The sequence below is a fragment of the Enterovirga sp. CN4-39 genome (assembly GCF_049446235.1).
Lineage (GTDB): Bacteria > Pseudomonadota > Alphaproteobacteria > Rhizobiales > Beijerinckiaceae > Enterovirga.
In genome coordinates, this window is record NZ_JBMSEF010000003.1 from 304,928 (window position 1) to 324,041 (window position 19,114).

The following is a 19,114-nucleotide window of genomic DNA, read 5'->3' on the forward strand; positions in this document are numbered from 1 at the left end:
GTAGTGCGTAATTGACACCTAGTATAGGCCGTATACCTCGCCGCGATGAACATCTCGCGGAGCTTGTCTTGACCACCCTTCCTTCATCTGGCGCCGGAACGGCGATCGTGACCGGCGCGTCCTCGGGCATCGGCAAGGTCTATGCAGAACGGCTCGCCGCTCGTGGCTACGATCTGGTGCTTGTCGCACGCCGTGAGGATCGCCTGCGGCGGATCGCTGCCGATCTCGGATCCCGTTTCCGGATCCGCGCCGAGGCGCTCGTCGCCGACCTGTCCGAGCCGGCCGGCGTCGCGGCGCTGGCCGATCGTATCGCCCGCGATGCTGCGGTGTCGCTTCTCGTGAACAACGCCGGGTTCTCGGCCTTGAAGCCGCTCACCCGGACGCCGGACGATGTGATCGCGCGGATGATCGCCCTGAACATCACGGCACTCACGCTTCTGTCCCGGGCGGCGCTGCAAGCCTTCAAGGCGAGAGGGAAAGGCACGCTCGTGAACCTGGGCTCGGGCGCCGGCTTCGCGCCCTATCCCGGAATACCGGTCTACGGCTCCACGAAGGCGTATGTGTACCTGTTCACCCAGAGCCTCCAGAGCGAGGTCCGCGAAACCGCCGTGCGCGTGCAACTCGTCCTTCCGGGCGCGGTGGTCTCCGAGGGCTGGGATGTCGCGGGCGGGGCGGAGTTGGAGCCTCTGCCGGACAGCATCGTCATGACGACGGAGGATTGTGTCGACGCCGCCCTGTCGGGTCTGGACCAGGGCGAGCGCGTCACCGCGCCATCGCTGCACGATGCATCGCTTCTCGGCGCGTATGAGATGGCTGGCAGCGGCCTGCTTCAGGCCGTATTCGATGCGCGGCCTGCCGCCCGGTACGTCTAGGCCGACCCGCTCCTCCGGTCGCATGCGAGCCCGGAGGAGGCCCTACGGCGAAAGCAGCGCCGATCAGGCTTGGCAGCCGAGATCGATGTTCCAACTCCCTGCGCCCGAGCCTAAGGAGTAGCCGAGCCGAGCGCCCGAAGGAGAAGCGATGTTCCGCGGCCTGTCAGCCTTTCCGATCACGCCGATGGACGCGAGTGGGCGCGTGCTGGCGGAGGATCTCGCCGCACTGCTGGAGCGCCTCGCCACCGAAAAGGTCGACTCGGTCGGGCTGCTCGGCAGCACCGGCTCCTACATGCACCTGTCGCGCGAGGAGCGCCGGCGGGCGGTGCAGGTGGCCGCCGAGGTTCTGAAGCGCCGCGTCCCGCTCGTCGTCAGCGTCGGCGCGATGCGGACCGACGAGGCGCAGGCGCTCGCCCGCGACGCGGAGGCGGCCGGAGCCGACGGGCTCCTCCTCGCGCCCGTCTCCTACACGCCGCTCAAGGACGAGGAGGTGTTCCGCCACTACGAGGCCGTGGCGGGCGCGACCGGGCTGCCGCTCTGCATCTACAACAACCCCTCCACGACACACTTCACTTTCTCGAACGAGCTGATCGCCCGCCTGGCGCGGGTGCCGAACATCGCGGCGGTGAAGAACACCGGCCTGCCCGCAGCCGAGATGCCCGCCGCGCACGAGGCGCTGCGCATGCTCCTCCCGCCCGATTTCGCGATCGGCTATAGCGGCGACTGGAACGCGGGCGGCGCGATCCTGGCGGGCGGGGTCGCCTGGTACAGCGTCGTCGGCGGCCTCCTGCCCGGGCCGGCCTTGAAGCTGACCCGCGCCGCGCAGGCGGGCGACGCCGCCGAGGTCGCGCGGATCAACGGCCTGTTCGAGCCGCTCTGGGCGCTGTTCCGGGAGCTGTCGAGCTATCGCGTGGTCCATGCCGGCGCCAAGGCGCTCGGGCTGACGAAGGCCGACCCGCCGCTGCCGATCCTGCCGCTCGCGGAGGCGGATACCCGGCGCGCCATGGAGGCGATCGAGGCCGTGCAGGCGATCTGACAGGCATCCTTGCGCCCCGTCCGGGGAGAGGGCATCTGGCTCCGGTAGGATACGGAGCCCGCCATGCGTGCCGTCGGTTACCAGAAGTCTCTGCCCATCACGGACGAGAACGCGCTCGTCGATATCGAACTGCCCGATCCCACCCCGACGGGCCGCGACCTTCTCGTCGAGGTGCGGGCCGTGTCCGTGAACCCGGTCGACACCAAGGTGCGCAAGCGCGCCGCCGCCGAGCCGGGCGAGTGGAAGGTGCTGGGCTTCGATGCCGTCGGCACCGTCCGGGCGGTCGGGCCGGAGGCCAGCCTGTTCAAGCCGGGCGACGAGGTCTTCTACGCCGGCGCGATCAACCGGCCGGGCAGCAATTCCGAGCTCCATCTCGTGGACGAGCGCATCGTCGGCCGGAAGCCCGCCTCGCTCAGCTGGGCCGAGGCCGCCGCCCTGCCGCTGACCTCCATCACGGCCTGGGAGATGCTGTTCGACCAGCTCGACATCCGGCGTCCCGTCGCGGGCGCGGCCTCGCCGCTCCTCGTCATCGGCGGGGCAGGGGGCGTGAGCTCGATCGCCGTCCAGCTCGCCCGGCAGCTGACCGACCTCACCGTCATCGGGACGGCCTCCCGGCCGGAATCGCGCGAATGGGTGAAGAACCTCGGCGCGCACCACGTGGTCGACCATTCGAAGCCGCTCGCGGCCGAGGTGGAGGCGCTCGGGATCGGCGCGCCGGGCTTTGTCTTCTCCACCACCCAGACCGACAAGCACCTCCCGGATATCCCGAAGCTGATCGCCCCGTTCGGCCGCTTCGGGCTGATCGACGATCCCGGCCCGCTCGACGTCAGCATCTTCAAGCAGAAATGCGTCTCGACGCATTGGGAATTCATGTTCACGCGCCCGGTGTTCCAGACCCCGGACATGGCCGAGCAGGGCAAGCTCCTGAACGAGGTCTCCCGCCTCGTCGATGCCGGCACGCTGAAGACGACGCTCGGCGAGACCTACGGCACCATCAACGCCGCCAACCTCCGCCGCGCCCACGCCCTGATCGAAAGCGGCAAGGCGAAGGGCAAGGTGGTGCTGGAAGGTTTCGGGGCCTGAGGGGGACGGCAACCTCTGCCTGGCCGGCGCATGACGCTCGCCAGGTGTCCTCGACGTGTTCCGGTGCATGCGGATGCACTAGGAAGCATCCCGCATGACCGACCCCATCCCGATCTTCGACGGCCATAACGACGCCCTGCTTCGCCTCCACCGCGACGGATTGGAGGGGGCCGAGCAGCGCTTTCTGAAGGGGGAGCCGCGCGGCCACCTCGACCTTCCGCGTGCCAGCGCGGGTGGCTTCGCCGGCGGGCTGTTCGCCTTCTATGTACCGTCCCGGTCGGGTCTCGACTTCAAGGCGCTGAGCGGGGAGGGCTATGCGATCCCGCTCCCCCCGGGCGTCAGCGAGACCGACGCCCGGACCACCGTCGTCGAGAAGGCCTCGATCGTCCTGCGGATGGAGCGGCTGTCCGGCGGCGCCGTGTCGATCTGCCGGACGACGGAGGAGGTGCGCGCGGCGATGGCGCGGGGCTCGCTCGCGGTCGTCATGCACCTCGAAGGCGCAGAGGCGATCGATCCGGGGCTGCGCACGCTCGACGTGCTGCATGCCGTCGGCCTGCGCTCGCTCGGGCCGGTCTGGAGCCGCGACAACATCTTCGGCGGCGGCGTGCCGATGCGCTTCCCGTCGTCGCCCGATATCGGGCCGGGGCTGACCGAGCTCGGCTTCGAGCTCGTCCGCGCCTGCAACCGGCTGCGGATCCTGGTCGACCTGTCGCACCTCACCGACAAGGGATTCTGGGACGTGGCGAGGACCACCGATGCGCCGCTCGTGGCCACCCACTCGAACGTGCACGCGATCTCGCCCAGCTCCCGGAACCTGACCGACCGCCAGCTCGACGCCATTCGCGAGAGCGACGGCATGGTCGGCGTGAACTTCGCCACGAGCTTCCTGCGCCCCGACGGGCAGATGCGGGCCGACACCGATCTCGACATAGTGATCCGCCACTTCGACGTCCTGATTGAGCGGATCGGCGAGACCCGCGTCGGCTTCGGGTCCGACTACGATGGCGCCGTGGTGCCGAGCGCGATCAGGTCTTCGGCCGACCTGCAGCGACTGGTCACCGCGATGCGAGCCCGTGGCTACGACGAGCCGCTGCTCCGAAAGCTCGGCCACGAGAACTGGCTCCGCGTCCTGGAGCGCACGATCGGGTAGAGCCGGCCTCGGTAAACTCCCGGCGGGGAAGTGCGGCGAGGGCTCGGTCCGATCGTCCGAGTTGGGTGGTAAGCGGAAGCCTTCTCGCTCGTTCACTCAGGTCCGGATCACGCCTTAAGCGGAAAGCCTCACCGGTCCTCTTTCCGGACAAGGGAGCCGGCGCCAAGAAGTCGGGGGGAAGCCCGTCTTCAGGTCGGGATTTCGCGCCAAGGCACCGTTGGGGAGTTCCACTCGCACTCACCCACGCGACACGGCTAGGCTTAGGCGGTGCCATGCCTACGTCGATGAACTGTGGTCGATCAACGCAGTCAATTGTGTGCTGCGTTGGCGCGCGCGTGCTGGATCGTCTGCTGATCGCTGCTCGTAAGCTGCGCTGGTCCAAGCTTGAAGGTGAGCTTGTTGAGCGTGCCGGTCAGGCGGAACGGCAACTGGTAGTCCCTGTCGTCGACGGGCGTGCGGCTGTCGACGCCCACGTCGAACGTTTCATCGATGGTCAGGAGGAACGGGGCTGTGTGCGGCAGCTTGTTCGTGGCGACTTCCTTGTCATCCACTTTGAGAACGCCGGTGCCGCCTTTGCCGAAGCCGGGACCGTCGTATGTGAAATCTAACACGATGGTGTGCTTGCCCGGTGTCAGCGCCTGCTGGCCTTCCCAGCGGAAGCGTCCAAGATCAAGGAAGTTGTAGGTGAAGACCGGCTTGCTCTTGAGCAGGTACAGGCCGTAGCCGCCGAAACGGCCTCCCATCGTGACGATCATCCCGTCGCCGCCGCTCTGGGGAACGTCCACTTCGGCCGTGATGGTGTAGGACTTGTTCAAGATGTCGGGCGCGTCGCTGTAGGGCACGCCGGAGAGTTCACCCGAGTAGGTGAAAGTGCTCCTCCCCGCCGTCGCGCTCGGCCTCGGCGTGACGATACGCTGCAGAACCGAGTTGTCCAGCGGGAGCACATTGTATTTTGTCGCTTCCACCAGGAAAAGATCCTGCAACTCGCGCAGCTTTTCGGGCCGCTTGGCAGCAAGATCGTTATACTCGGAGTAGTCCTCGGCGAGATTATAGAGTTCCCACTTGTACCCATTGACGATGTCCGTGGGTAGCTTGACCGTACCGAGGAGCCAAGGTGGCGCAGGCGGTGTCGTCGCAGCGATCCAGCCGTCGTGGTAGAGCGCCCGGTTCGCAAACATCTCGAAATACTGTGTTTTGCGAGTCGACTGCGCGTCGCCGTTCGCCTTGTCGAAGGTGTAGCCCATGCTCACACCTTCGATCGGCTTTTGCGCGATGCCGTTGACCATCAACGGCGCCGGGATCCCGGCCGCTTCCAGAATGGTCGGCACGATGTCGATAAGATGATGGAATTGGGTGCGGATGGCCCCGGTATCTTTGATGCGGGCCGGCCAGGATATCGCCATGCCCTGCCGGGTGCCGCCGAAATGGGACGCCACCTGCTTGGTCCACTTGAAGGGCGTATCGAATGCCCACGACCATGCCACCGACATGTGCGGATAGGTCGTGGCCGAGCCCCACGCATCGTAGTGTTTCATCTGCTCGGCGATCGGCAGATCGAGGATGCCGTTGTAGGCGGTATACTGGTTGAATGTCCCGCGCGTCGTGCCTTCCGCGCTCGTGCCGTTATCGCCGCTGATGTAGATGATCAGGGTGTTGTCGAGCTTACCCATGTCCTCGACCGCCTGGATGACGCGGCCGATTTCATAGTCGGTGTAGGCTGTGTAGCCGGCAAATACCTCCGCCTGGCGCGCGAACAGCTTCTTCTCGTCGGGCGAGAGCGTGTCCCACTTTGGCAGTTCGTCCGGCCACGGCGTGAGCTGTGTATTCGCCGGAATGACCCCGAGCTGCTTCTGGTTGGCAAAAATCTGCTCGCGCATGGCATTCCAGCCCATGTCGAACTTGCCCCTAAACTTGTCGCTCCACTCCTTCTTCGGCTGGTGGGGTGAGTGGCTGCCGCCGGGGACGTAGTAGACAAGGAACGGCTTGTCGGGCGCGCTCGCGTTGAGCTGCCGCATATGGCTGATAGCCTCATCCGCCATATCGGTGATGAGGTTGTAGTCGGGCTTACCGACAAAGGGGAAAATCTGCGTCGTGTTCTGGTACAGCCACGGATTCCACTGGTCCGTCTCGCCGCCCATAAAGCCGTAGAAATAGTCGAAGCCCATCCCGCTCGGCCACTGTTCAAACGGACCGGCGGCGCTGATCTGATAGCTCGGCGTGTTGTGGTTCTTGCCGAACCAGGAGGTTGCGTAACCGTTCTGCTTGAGAATGTTGCCGATGGTGGCGTTGTCCGGCCCGATGACGGAATCGTAGCCGGGATAACCAGTGGACTGCTCGGAAATGATACCGAATCCGACCGAGTGGTGATTGCGCCCGGTGATAAGCGCGGCCCGCGAGGGGGAGCACAGCGAGGTCGAATGCATCTGCGTATATCGCAGCCCCGCGTTGGCAATGCGATCCATGGCTGGTGTCGGGATCACGCCGCCGAACGTACCCGAAACGCCGTAGCCCTGATCGTCGGTCATGATCAAAAGCACATTTGGCGCGCCCTTCGGCGGGACTACCTGCGGCTGCCAATATGGCTTCGACTGGTCGGCCTGCAAGTTGATCTCGCCGCCGAACTTCGGCGGTGGCGGCGGCAGATACTTTCCATCGATGGTAGTGGTCGCGCTGGGCGATCCCGGCGTTCCGCCGATTGTCTGGGCGTGGGCAGCTGTGACCATCAAAGCAAATGAAGCACAGCCGACGAATACATTTGAGGTGAACTGACGGAGCTGACACTGGATAAGCATCTGACCGTCTCCTGCATCATGTAGCCGGCGCGCTGTGCTGCCCAAGATCAGCGTCGCAATTGCGCGCCGCCTTGGTCACTGCCGAACACTCCAGGATCCTCGGTGAGGAGAGCAACTCTCGTCGAGCTGACTTGCGTACGGCATAAGATGGTGATGCGTCCTTGCTTGATCCGGTGGGACGCTCAGCTATGCCTCGGCTCGCAATGATCAGCCGCTCCGCCGTTTTGCTCTGGGCATGCCCCACTTGGGTGGGAGCAGCCAAATGGGCGAAGTCCGCTTCCGCACGTCACTGCGAAGCGGTCCTTCCGCCTCGGGCCAAATTCGGACTTAGTGGCAGGCCCGGCTCAATGTCCGACAAGGGGTCGGGCGCGGAAGCTCCCCACTTCCGAGAAGGGGCGCGAAGCAGTCGCGACCGGCCTGATCTTAAGCCGCCCGACAGACTGAAGTGAGGACGGTGATTGCGGCGGCCGGAGCCACCTCGCCGAGCCCAGGCGTGACGGGTGAGCTTCCTTCGCCGGTCCGTATAGCGCAACCTCCGGCCGGGTAGGGCGGCCATCGGCCGGGCGGGTATTCGCCGAGCGCTCCGGCTGGAGGCTTGCGCCAACCCGTCGTCGATCGGGTCGGCCCTGGAGGGCATCGCATGACGACCCCACTCTGCCCCGTCACGGGCGAACCAGCGATCCGCCGCGTGCAATGGGTGAGCGCGCGCCTGCTCGCCGATCTCTGGCGCTACACGCTGCGGGTCGATGCACGCCCGAGCTTCCGGGGAACGAAGCGTTTCGGTCTCTGGGAGTCACCGACGGGTCTCTACTTCTTCGATCCCATGCGGCAGGGGGATGCTGGCTTCTACACGACCCTGTACAGCCGTCTGAGCGACCGCTACTACCCGCGCGAAGGACACCCCCGCGCCGAGTTCCGGCTGGCCGCCCGCCACGTCGCGCCGGGCGACCGCGTGCTTGACGTTGGCTGCGGCTTCGGCGCCTTCCGCTACGAGGTGCGCCACGCCGAATACACGGGGCTGGACCCACACTTCTCCGGCGAGCCCGGCGCATCCTGGGCCAGGGTCGAGAGCTTGGACGACCACCTGCGAACGCATGCCGGCGAGTACGACCTCGTCACCGCCTTCCAGGTGCTGGAGCACGTCGACCAGCCGGTCGCGATGGCACGCGCGATGATGCGCGCGGTGCGGCCAGGGGGCACCGTGATCATCGGCGTGCCGCACGTGCCGGCGGCGCACACCCGAATTCCGAACTATCTGATCAACGCTGTGCCGCATCACCTCACGTGGTGGACGAAGGCGGCGCTGGAGGCGCTCGCGTCGCGCGTCGGTCTGGTTTCTCCCGAGGTCGAGATCACGCCCTGGACCGACGTCGACGCCATTGTCTACTGGATGGAGCGCTGCTCACCGGTGAAATGCCGCGATGTGCACTATCGCCATTCCTGGGCATGGCACGCCTCGGCACTGGTTGGCTTCGTGGGTGGGCTCGCCATGGGGAAGCTCAAGCCGCAGCCGTTCCGCCCCGATGACGAAGGCGCGTCACTGCTGCTGCTGGCTCGCAAACCTGTGCAGCCAGCACCTGGTACAAATATGCGCCGCAGAAAGTAGGCGACGAGGACCTGCTGGAGGTTACCGTTGAAGACAGCGGTTCCGAGCCGCTGTCGATCTGCCGCCGTGCTCAGAGGTCGGCTACGTGTCCGGAAGCGGCTCTTCGCCCGCGAAGCGCCGCATTCCCGAGGCGGGCCGGGAGCGGCCCCGACGACCAGTCGACTGCCGAGCGATGCGTCCTGCGCCGCTCCGATTGCTCGTGTACCCGATTTGTTCTAGCCTGATTCCGCCTCAGCCTTTGCCGATCGGCGGGGCAGTGACTACATCCCGGGTCTCACACGACATCGCGGGCTCCAAGCCCGCCGGATAAAGATGGCACGCCTCGACGATCTCTTCGACCGTGTCGCCGCCGAACGCGTGATCGCGGTCCGGGGCGCGCGGGAGCACAATCTCAAGAATGTCGACCTGACCATCCCGAAGGACAGGCTGGTCGTCTTCACGGGCCTGTCCGGTAGCGGCAAGAGCTCGCTCGCCTTCGACACGATCTATGCCGAGGGCCAGCGCCGCTATGTCGAGTCGCTCTCGGCCTATGCGCGCCAGTTCCTGGAGATGATGCAGAAGCCGGATGTCGACCAGATCGACGGGCTCTCGCCGGCGATCTCCATCGAGCAGAAGACGACCTCGAAGAACCCACGCTCGACCGTCGGCACCGTCACGGAGATCTACGACTACATGCGCCTCCTCTGGGCGCGGGTAGGGGTGCCGTATTCCCCCGCCACGGGGCTGCCGATCGAGAGCCAGACGGTCAGCCAGATGGTGGACCGCATCCTCGCCCTGCCGGAGAAGACGCGGCTCTACCTGCTCGCGCCGGTCGTGCGCGACCGCAAGGGCGAGTACCGCAAGGAGATCGCCGAGTTCCAGAAGAAGGGGTTCCAGCGCCTCAAGATCGACGGCGAGTACTACCCGATCGACGAGGCGCCGGCCCTCGACAAGAAGTTCAAGCACGACATCGACGTGGTGATCGACCGGCTGGTGGTGCGGCCCGACATGGCGGCGCGCCTGGCGGATTCGCTGGAGACGGCGCTCGAGATGGCGGACGGGATCGCCATCGTCGAGTACGCCGACCTCGCCGAGGGCGAGACCGAGCCGCGCCGCATCACCTTCTCGTCCAAGTTCGCCTGCCCGGTCTCGGGCTTCACCATCCCGGAGATCGAGCCGCGGCTCTTCTCCTTCAACTCGCCGACGGGCGCCTGCCCCGCTTGCGCGGGCATCGGCTCGGAGATGCGGATCGATCCGAGCCTCGTCGTGCCGAACGGCGAGCTCACCCTGAAGCGCGGCGCCATAGCGCCCTGGGCCAAGTCGACCTCGCCCTATTACGGCCAGACGCTCGACGCGCTGGCGAAGCATTACGGCTTCTCCGTCGCGTCCAAGTGGAACGCGCTGCCCGAGAAGGTCCGCGACGTGATCCTCTACGGCTCCAGGGGCGAGCCGGTGCGCATGGCCTATAATGACGGCCTGCGCTCCTACGAGGTTAACAAGCCCTTCGAGGGCGTGATCACCAACCTCGAGCGCCGCTACAAGGAGACGGAGAGCGACTGGGCGCGGGACGAGATCTCGCGCTTCATGTCGGAGACGCCGTGCCAGGTCTGCGGCGGCAAGCGGCTGAAGCCGGAGGCGCTGGCCGTGAAGGTCGACGGCCGCGACATCGCGGAATCGACCGCGCTCTCCATCAAGGAGGCCGTCGCCTGGGCCAACGGCCTGCCCGACCGGCTCACCCCGAAGCAGAACGAGATCGCCTATCGCATCCTGAAGGAGATCCGCGAGCGGCTGACCTTCCTGCAGGATGTCGGGCTCGAATACCTGACGCTCTCCCGCAACTCGGGCACCCTGTCCGGCGGCGAGAGCCAGCGCATCCGCCTCGCCTCGCAGATCGGCTCCGGCCTCTCGGGCGTGCTCTACGTGCTCGACGAGCCGTCGATCGGCCTGCACCAGCGCGACAACGAGCGCCTGCTCGGCACCCTGAAGCGGCTTCGCGACCTCGGCAACACCGTCATCGTCGTCGAGCACGACGAGGACGCGATCCGCGAGGCGGATTACGTCGTCGATGTGGGGCCTGGCGCCGGCATCCATGGCGGCGAGATCGTCAGCGAGGGCACACCCGCGCACATCATGGCGGACCCCGCCTCGCTCACCGGCAAGTACCTCACGGGCGAGCTGACGGTGCCGGTCCCGCCGAAGCGCCGGCGCTACGACAAGGCGCGCACGATCAAGGTCGTGGGCGCCCGCGGCAACAACCTGAAGGACGTGACGGCGGAGCTCCCGCTCGGCACCTTCACGGTGGTGGCGGGCGTGTCGGGCGGCGGCAAGTCCACCCTCGTCATCGACACGCTCTACCGGGCCGTCGCGCGGCGCCTCAACAACGCGGCCGAGCACCCGGCCCCGCATGACCGCATCGAGGGGCTGGAGCATATCGACAAGGTCATCGACATCGACCAGTCGCCGATCGGCCGCACGCCGCGCTCGAACCCGGCCACCTATATCGGCGCCTTCACGCCCATCCGCGACTGGTATGCCGGCCTGCCGGAGGCGAAGGCGCGCGGCTACGGTCCTGGTAGGTTCAGCTTCAACGTCAAAGGAGGCCGCTGCGAGGCCTGCGCGGGCGACGGCCTGATCAAGATCGAGATGCACTTCCTGCCGGACGTCTACGTCACCTGCGACGTCTGCAAGGGCAAGCGCTACGACCGCGAGACCCTGGAGGTGAAGTTCCGCGACAAGTCGATCGCGGACGTGCTCGACATGACGGTCGAGGAGGCGACGGAGCTGTTCAAGGCCGTCCCGACCATCCGCGAGAAGCTGGCGACGCTCTGCCGGGTTGGCCTCGGCTATGTCCATGTCGGCCAGCAGGCCACGACGCTCTCGGGCGGCGAGGCGCAGCGGGTGAAGCTCGCCAAGGAGCTGTCCAAGCGCTCCACCGGCCGCACGCTCTACATCCTGGACGAGCCGACCACCGGCCTGCATTTCCACGACGTGGCGAAGCTCATGGAACTGCTGCACGAGCTCGCCGACCAGGGCAATTCCGTCGTCGTGATCGAGCACAACCTGGAGGTCATCAAGACGGCCGACTGGGTGATCGACATGGGCCCGGAGGGCGGCGACGGCGGCGGCACCATCGTGGCCCAGGGCACGCCCGAGGAGATCGCCAAGAACCCCGCGAGCCACACCGGCCGCTTCCTGGCCGAAGTTTTGGCGAGGCGCCCGGTGAAGCGCGCCGCCGAGGCCGCGCCCGAGCCGAAGCCGGCGAGGAAGGGCCGCAAGGCCGCTGCCTCCCCCCGCCGCGAAGCAGCCGAGTGATCCGCACCGGCGTCATGGCCGGGCTCGTCCCGGCCACCCCGGTTCGATGAGCGCGACGCTCGACCGGGTCCGGGCCCTTGCGGCTCGAGGAGCTGTGGTTCTCTCCCGGCACGGATCGGGCAAGCTGCTCGACCGAGGCTTGATGATCGCCGATCTGGTTGACGGGCTGGACGGGGCCGTGGTCGTCGAGGAATATCCCGACCACTTCAAAGGTCCATCTGTGCTCGTGCTGCAGCACGACAGCACGGGGCGGCCCGTCCACGTCCTGTGGGGTCTGGAGAAGGGCACCATCTCGCCCGCCGTTCTGGTGACGGCTTATCGGCCGGAGGTAACAAGATGGTCGACGGACTTCCTGGTGAGGCGGCGATGACGACCCGCCCCTTCACCGAGAACCTTCACGAGGGCCGCTATGCGGCCGAAGTGCAGGTCGAGCTTATCGAGAGCGAGGGGGGGTGGTCACCCTACTATTCGCTCGAAGACGCAAAGAAGATCGAGCGTGTGAGACTGGCCCTTCGTCGCGGCGACATCGCCGAAGCGGCGAAGGACGCCAAGGTCTTCGAGCTCCTGCCGCTGGCGGGCTGACGGCGCCCGACCGCCTCGTCCTTCCGTCATCCTCGGGCTTTGATCCGAGGATCTCGGGCCGACGTCCCGCCCGCTCCTCCGATCGGGATGGCCGGGACGAGCCCGGCCATGACATGCTGAGCCCACCCCACCCGCCGGAGGCCGCACCATGCCGCGCGTGTTGCTGATCGGGCTCGCGCCCGAAACCGTGGATTTCTCCGATCCCGACCTGCCGCCCGGCATGAACGCCGAAAAGATCGCGGCCGGCATCGAGGCGGCACTCGCCGACATGCGGGGGCGGGGCTGGGAGGCGGAGTTCTGCTCCCTCCGGCCCGACGACAGCGCCGAAGGAACGATCGCGGCCGCGCTCGCGCACAAGTGGGATTGCGTGGTGATCGGCGGCGGCCTCCGCCTGCCCGCCAAGGGGCTGCTGCTGTTCGAGCGCGTGATCAACGCCGTGACCCGCGCCGCCCCCGGCACCCCCATCGCCTTCAACACGAGCCCGGAAACGACGGCCGACGCCGCCGCGCGCTGGCTCGGCCCGGGGACGCACCAGCCCTCCGGCACCCCGCAATGGTCCTCCGGCCTGACCTGAGGATCCAGCGCTCTCCGCCCTTGCGAGCATAGCGAAGCAATCCACACCGCCCTGGATCGCTTCGCTGCGCTCGCAATGACGTGCCCCGGGCACCCGGCGCCGAACCGAAGGCCGCTCCGGCCATTTTCTCCCCGGTCCTGCCACGGAGATCGGACACGATGTCGATGCCGGTTCGCAAGTTCGCCCTCGCCGACGCCTCGCTCGAGCGCTCGCCCGGCCAGGATGCCGACATCTTCGCGGGCAACGTGATCGACCAGCGCCATGGCGGCCCCATCACGATCGGCTACGGCCGCTACGGCCCCGACCAGAGCCTCGACGAGACCATGACCGTGCACGACGTCATGGTCGTCCTGGAGGGCCGGCTGACGGTGACGGGGAGCGCCGGCCCGGTCACGGCCGGCCCTGGCGAGATCGTCTACATGCCGAAGGGCGAAAAGGTCACCATCCGCTCGCACGCGGAGGGGGCCGTCACCGCCTACGTGACCTACCCGCACTGGCAGGAGGCGGGGGGGTGACTTGGCGCGGCTCCGCCTTGTGAGGAGGCAGTGCCGGTCCTCGGGCTCGACCGGAGGAAACAATCGAGCCCCCTGGATTGCTTCGCTGCGCTCGCAATGACGTACCTCGGGCAAACAGCCGGTACCGCCACCCTCGACCTCGTCATCCCCCGCTTTCGCGGGGCAGGACTCCGAGGAGCGTCGCGCCAGCGATGCGTCTCGAAGAGCTTGCCCCGGACTTGCTCCGGGGACGCACAGCGTTCCTGCGTGCTTCAAGACGCGCCGCTGCGCAGCGCTCCTCAGCATGACGAGGGTGGAGAACGTCATCTCAGGCCTGACCCGGGCAGCCAGCGCGATCCCGTGATCGGCGGCGGCCTCCGCATCCCAGCCAAGGGGCTGGTCTTTGAGCGCGTGGCCAACCCGGGCGCGCGCGGCGCCCCCGGCACCCCAATCGCCACGAGTCCGGAGACGACGGGCGACGCCGCCGCGCGGTGGCTCGGCGGGCGACGGTGAGGCGAGCATCGCAGCGAAGGCGGCGGCAGCATCGTGTCCCCAGGGCACCCCCGAGGAGATCGCCCGCAGCCCGCGCGCTCTACCGGGCGGCTCCTGGCCGAAGTGCTGGCCCGTCGGCCGGTGAAGCGGGCGAAGGAGGCGGTCGCGGCGGAGCCAATGAGGAGCGGGCGGGCGAAGCCGGCGGTGCGTCAGGCAGTCGAGTAAGCCGTTGCTTCAGAACTAGTAACGTGCTGAAGGTGACCAACCCCTCACTGACTCATCGTATCTACGCCGAAAGGGTTCAGTCCATGCAGGAAAGTGATCTCGAGTACGGCAACCTCATGGAGGTGATAAAGCCGTTCGTCGACAAGGGGCGGCCAATCTCAATCGCATTCCTGAACTGGATTCTTGAGAACTTATATCGTCTAGATCAAGTTTCAGCGGAAGACGCGATCTGCGACAAGAGCAATGATCGTGGCATCGATGGTATTTACATTGACAATAACCAACTTGAGATCCACATTCTGCAATCTAAGACCAAGCAGTCTGGCACGATCGGCGACAAAGATCTTCGTGAATTTTCGGGGACCCTGAATCAGTTGCGGACACGAGAGGCTATCGATGCCTTTCTTGAGGGCAAGGTTGATGATGAGGTCAAATCGAAGATCTCAAGGCTTGGCATCCCGAGCCTGATCGACAAGGGGTTCGGGGTGAGGGGCGTTTTCGTAACCAATGTTCCTGTTGACGCAAACGGGCTGGATGTCACGAAGTCAGACCCCTCGATTATCATCTATGATCGACCTGCAATCACACGTAACTTCGTGGATCTTAATGTTGAAGGTGGAATAAAACAAAAATACACGTTTAGCGTCGACGGTGCACCGCTTCAGTTTCAAGCTGGCGCAGTTGCAAAAGTAGTTGTGCTTTTCGCGGAAGGTAAGGAGCTCGCGGCGTTGCCCGGAATCTCCGACGGCTCTCTGTTTGAGTTGAACGTTCGATTGCCACTTGGCAGTACCAAGGTGAACAAGGCCATCCGTGATTCCATCGAGAGCCTTACGCAGCATGTGAAGTTCCCACTCTTCCATAACGGGATTACCGCCCTTGCGGAACGGGTCACTGTTGCAGCGGGGGGGTCACCATCGAGAACTTCGTCGTCGTGAATGGAGCGCAGAGCCTCAAGCAATTTCACGGCGAGCAGGGAAGAATAAGCTCGGATCTGAAGGTGCTTACTCGTATCATCGAGATTGGTTCAGACAAGGATCTGGCGAGAGAGATATCGCTCAACAGCAATAATCAAAACGGCATCAAGCCACGGGATTTGCGATCCAATGACGCGGTTCAGGTTCGACTTCAGGCTGAGTTCGAGAAGTTGAATTTCGAAGGATACTCCTTCGATGTGAAACGAGGCGAGATCGCCGCGGGCAACTCAATCTCCAACGAGTATGTCGGCAAGCTTTTGCTTGCATTCGACCTTGAGGAGCCCTGGTCCTGTCATCAAACATACAAAGTTTTTGATGAAAAATATGCGGAGATATTTGCCAGGCCGGAGGTAAATGCGGAGCGAATCATATTTCTGGCGAAAATAATGTCTCTCATTTCAGCTAGATCGAATGAAATCAAAAATAGTCCTTTTGCTCACTACGGATTGTCGCAGTACTTTCTCATTGCAGCACTTAAAAAGCTGCTCGCATCTGAGCCGGCCGGTCGAAAACTCTGTCAGTCTCCGCGGCTGGCATTCGAGGAAAGTAGGCTCGCATGCGTCATAAATGTAATAAATGATCTTCTAGGGTCTATCATCATTGATCTAAATCACGAGGTCGATCAGGGCAATTTCTCCGACTATAAGTCAGATCTGAAGAGTAGATCGAGCGTCGAGAAAATGCTCGGAGAGTTGCTTAGGAGCTACGAAAAGGACAAGGCAAGAGGGAAGGTGGACTCGATTGAGGAACGGCTTGCGGCCTGCGGTTTGCACTAGGCGGCCTCTCGGTTTTCGGGCCGGGCTCCCTCTGGTGATGAAGCGGGATGCGAGGGACTAACACTCGGACCTAAGTCAACGGCGCGCTCCGAGACCCGTTGCTAATCGCGTGTAGCGGAGCTGAGCGGACGATGAGGCAGTCCTACTCCCCATCCCTTCTCGGCCCCCCCCCCCCGCCAGCCAAATCCCCTGCTCCTTCGTATAAAGCTTCGCCAGCCCGCCCGAGCCATGCCCGCGGCTCTCCGGACTCGCCGGGAGCAGGAACAGCCAAGTGCCCTTGATCTTGCCGATCGTCTGTTCCGTGAGGCCGGTGATCGGCGAGTTGCGCGCGTCGTCGTCGGCGTTGATGGCGAGCAGAGGGGCCGTGATCTCCGGCAGGCCCAGCGTCGGGTTGTAGGAGGCCGAGCGTTCACCGGCATAGATGAAGTCTGGAGCGGCCGCGGTGTCTGGATTCCCTTCCCGCTTGCTGCGCAGGCGCCGGGGCTGGCAGGGAGGCGCGCCGAGGGCGGCCGGGGTGGGGGTTGTGCGGCGGCCGGATGGGTCTCGCGGCAGACGCAGCGGCTCGGTGGTTGCTCGATCCTGAAACCTCCTGCCCTACCCCGTCCCGCTCCCGCACGGGAGAGGGCGCGCGGCGGCGCGGGCGGGCTCGTCATTGCGAGCGTAGCGAAGCAATCCAGCCTCTCCCCGCTCGCCCCGGCGCAGGCCGGGCCCCACCCCCTGGGCACCGGCTTTCGCCGGTGTGAGCGGAATCCCGAGTTGACAGATCTAGCATTTATTCCTATATTGCCGTCACTCGTCTCCGGCGAGGGAACGGCGGTCGACACCGGGCACCGTTGTCGGAGGCGAGGGCGGGTCCCGAGGTCGCGGTTCCGGAAACCGTGGCGCCCGGGCGGCTAACCGGGCGTGTGCCCAGGGGCCGAAAAGACCGTCGCGGGACGCCGGGAGGGACCAGGCAAATCCGCAAACCATCATCATCGAAGGCCGGAGAACCGGCGTCCCGCTCCCTCACAGGATTTCGGGAAGGCTGTTTGAACCACCGCTGGACCAGACCCCGGGCCGGGGACGGACGGCGCGTGGGCGCTTTCCCCTCCCCCTCGTGGGGAGGGCGGACTCGGGCAAAGCCCGAGCCGGGTGGGGGGGCGCTCCACCTGGCACCCGCTCGACGGTGGGACGCCCCCCACCCCCGGCCCCTCCCCACGAGGGGGAGGGGAGACACGCTCACCCGCTCATCCCGGCGGAAGCCGGGATCCAGCCTCCCTGGGCACCGGCTTTCGCCGGTGCGGGCGGGCAGGGTCAGGTCCGCCTGGCACCCGCTCGACGACGGAACGCCCCCACGGTTCGAAGCTGCGCTTCGACTCGGCCCCTCCCCACGAGGGGGAGGGGAGACGCGCAGCGCCCCGCTCATCCCGGCGAAAGCCGGATCCAGGCCCCATGGGCACCGGCTTTCGCCGGTGTGAGCGGCGGCGGGAGCCCTCGAAAACAGCCGGCCGGCGTTTGCCCCCTCCGCGGGCTCGGGATAAGCCGCTCTCCAGACGCGTCAGGGAGAGCGCATGCCTGTCATCCAGTCCTCGGCCGACCTTTCGTCCGACGCGGCGAGGGCGAACCGCGAGTCGTGGGCCGCGCTGCGGGACGAGCTGCTCGCCAAGCGCGCCGAGGCCGGGGAGGGCGGGCCGAAGCGCTCGCGGGACCGGCATGTCGGCCGCGGAAAACTGCTGCCGCGGGACCGGGTGCAACGGCTGCTCGATCCCGGCTCGCCGTTCCTGGAGCTGTCGCCGCTCGCCGCCAACGGCATGTACGAGGGCGACATCCACGCCGCCGGCGTGATCACCGGCATCGGCCGGGTGATAGGCCGCGAGGTCGTGATCGTCTGCAACGATGCGACCATCAAGGGCGGCACCTACTTCCCCGTGACGGTGAAGAAGCACCTCCGCGCCCAGGAAATCGCGCGCGAGAACCGGCTGCCCTGCCTCTACCTGGTCGATTCCGGCGGCGCGAACCTGCCCGAATGGCCGGAGGTGTTTCCCGACCGCGAGCATTTCGGGCGCATCTTCTACAACCAGGCGAATCTCTCGGCCGAGGGTATCCCGCAGATCGCCTGCGTGATGGGCTCCTGCACGGCGGGCGGCGCCTATGTGCCGGCGATGTCGGACGAGGCCATCATCGTGCGCAAGCAGGGCACGATCTTCCTCGGCGGCCCGCCGCTGGTGAAGGCGGCGACGGGCGAGGTGGTCTCGGCCGAGGACCTCGGCGGCGCCGACGTCCATGCCCGCCTGTCGGGCGTTGCCGACCATTACGCCACCGACGACGTCCATGCGCTCGCCATCCTGCGCCGCATCGTCGGCACGCTGAACACCGTGAAGCGGCCGGACATCGACATCGAGCCGGTCGTCGCTCCCCGCTACGACGCCGCCGAGCTCGAGGCCGTCGTGCCGACCGACCTCAAGAAGCAATACGACATCCGCGAGGTGATCGCCCGGCTGGTGGACGGCTCCGAGTTCGACGAATTCAAGCGCCTGTTCGGCACGACGCTCGTCACCGGCTTCGCCCGGCTGAACGGAATCCCGGTCGGCATCATCGGCAACAACGGCATCCTCTATTCGGAGAGCGCGCAGAAGGGCGCCCACTTCATAGAGCTCTGCTGCCAGCGCCGCATCCCGCTGCTCTTCCTGCAGAACATCTCCGGCTTCATGGTCGGGCGCGACTACGAGGCGGGCGGCATCGCCAAGAACGGCGCGAAGCTCGTCACCGCCGTCTCCACCGCGCGGGTGCCGAAGCTGACCCTCGTGGTCGGCGGCTCCTACGGGGCCGGCAATTACGGCATGTGCGGCCGGGCCTATTCGCCCCGCTTCCTCTTCACCTGGCCGAATGCCCGCGTCGCCCTGATGGGGTCCGAGCAGGCGGCTTCCGTGCTGGCCACCGTCCGCCGTGACAATATCGAGGCGGGCGGCGGGGCCTGGTCGGCCGAGGAGGAGGAGACCTTCAAGGCGCCGATCCGCGACCAGTTCGACCGCGAATCGAACCCCTATTTCGCCACCGCCCGCCTCTGGGACGACGGCATCATCCTGCCCTCCGAGACCCGGCGCGTGCTGTCGCTCGCCCTCTCGGCGGCCCTGAACGCGCCGGTGCCGGAGACGAAGTTCGGCATCTTCAGGATGTGAGGGGAGGGT

Annotated in this window: 14 protein-coding genes; 13 read left to right on the plus strand and 1 reads right to left on the minus strand. The window is 66.1% G+C overall.

Annotation, left to right across the window (positions count from 1 at the left end):
* Positions 1–68: 68 nt before the first annotated feature.
* The 4 genes from ACO2SS_RS08090 to ACO2SS_RS08105 all read left to right on the plus strand — a co-directional run bounded on the left by ACO2SS_RS08090 (position 69) and on the right by ACO2SS_RS08105 (position 4,141).
* Positions 69–872, plus strand: a complete 804-nt coding sequence (locus ACO2SS_RS08090) for an SDR family NAD(P)-dependent oxidoreductase (protein WP_423277100.1) — start codon at positions 69–71, stop codon at positions 870–872.
* 148 nt (positions 873–1,020) lie between these two features.
* A complete protein-coding gene (locus tag ACO2SS_RS08095) occupies positions 1,021–1,908 on the plus strand; it encodes a dihydrodipicolinate synthase family protein (protein WP_423277101.1) in 888 nt (295 codons plus the stop codon).
* A gap of 63 nt (positions 1,909–1,971) precedes the next feature.
* Entirely contained in the window at positions 1,972–2,991 is a 1,020-nt protein-coding gene (locus ACO2SS_RS08100; protein WP_423277102.1) for a zinc-binding alcohol dehydrogenase family protein, read from the plus strand.
* Between the two features lie 94 nt (positions 2,992–3,085).
* Complete coding sequence (locus ACO2SS_RS08105; RefSeq protein ID WP_423277103.1) at positions 3,086–4,141, plus strand: dipeptidase; 1,056 nt, start codon at positions 3,086–3,088, stop codon at positions 4,139–4,141.
* Between the two features lie 308 nt (positions 4,142–4,449).
* On the opposite strand, the gene ACO2SS_RS08110 is transcribed toward ACO2SS_RS08105, so the two are convergent.
* Complete coding sequence (locus ACO2SS_RS08110) at positions 4,450–6,864, minus strand: arylsulfatase (RefSeq protein ID WP_423277178.1); 2,415 nt, start codon at positions 6,862–6,864, stop codon at positions 4,450–4,452.
* Between the two features lie 709 nt (positions 6,865–7,573).
* Between ACO2SS_RS08110 and ACO2SS_RS08115 the strand changes: the two genes are divergently transcribed.
* From ACO2SS_RS08115 to ACO2SS_RS08155, 9 genes are all read left to right on the plus strand, one after another.
* Complete coding sequence (locus ACO2SS_RS08115) at positions 7,574–8,539, plus strand: class I SAM-dependent methyltransferase (RefSeq protein WP_423277104.1); 966 nt, start codon at positions 7,574–7,576, stop codon at positions 8,537–8,539.
* Positions 8,540–8,851: 312 nt separating this feature from the next.
* Positions 8,852–11,830 (plus strand): excinuclease ABC subunit UvrA, encoded by a 2,979-nt coding sequence (gene uvrA / locus ACO2SS_RS08120; protein WP_423277105.1) that lies wholly within the window; start codon positions 8,852–8,854, stop codon positions 11,828–11,830.
* Between the two features lie 46 nt (positions 11,831–11,876).
* Positions 11,877–12,200: a DUF4258 domain-containing protein gene (locus ACO2SS_RS08125; RefSeq protein ID WP_423277106.1), complete on the plus strand. Its 324-nt coding sequence runs from the start codon at positions 11,877–11,879 to the stop codon at positions 12,198–12,200.
* Positions 12,197–12,412 carry a hypothetical protein gene (locus tag ACO2SS_RS08130; RefSeq protein ID WP_423277107.1) on the plus strand — a complete coding sequence of 72 codons (216 nt, stop codon included), beginning with the start codon at positions 12,197–12,199 and terminating at the stop codon, positions 12,410–12,412. The genes ACO2SS_RS08125 and ACO2SS_RS08130 overlap by 4 nt, the downstream gene beginning before the upstream one ends.
* Positions 12,413–12,560: 148 nt before the next feature.
* On the plus strand, positions 12,561–12,986 hold the full coding sequence (locus ACO2SS_RS08135) for a hypothetical protein (protein WP_423277108.1): 426 nt from the start codon (positions 12,561–12,563) through the stop codon (positions 12,984–12,986).
* A gap of 164 nt (positions 12,987–13,150) precedes the next feature.
* Complete coding sequence (locus ACO2SS_RS08140; protein WP_423277179.1) at positions 13,151–13,501, plus strand: ethanolamine utilization protein; 351 nt, start codon at positions 13,151–13,153, stop codon at positions 13,499–13,501.
* Between the two features lie 719 nt (positions 13,502–14,220).
* A complete protein-coding gene (locus ACO2SS_RS08145) occupies positions 14,221–15,132 on the plus strand; it encodes an AIPR family protein (protein ID WP_423277109.1) in 912 nt (303 codons plus the stop codon).
* Positions 15,129–15,947, plus strand: a complete 819-nt coding sequence (locus tag ACO2SS_RS08150) for an AIPR family protein (protein ID WP_423277110.1) — start codon at positions 15,129–15,131, stop codon at positions 15,945–15,947. Before ACO2SS_RS08145 ends, ACO2SS_RS08150 begins: the two co-directional genes overlap by 4 nt.
* Before the next feature lie 1,550 nt (positions 15,948–17,497).
* Positions 17,498–19,105, plus strand: a complete 1,608-nt coding sequence (locus ACO2SS_RS08155) for a carboxyl transferase domain-containing protein (protein WP_423277111.1) — start codon at positions 17,498–17,500, stop codon at positions 19,103–19,105.
* The last annotated feature ends 9 nt before the right edge of the window (positions 19,106–19,114 follow it).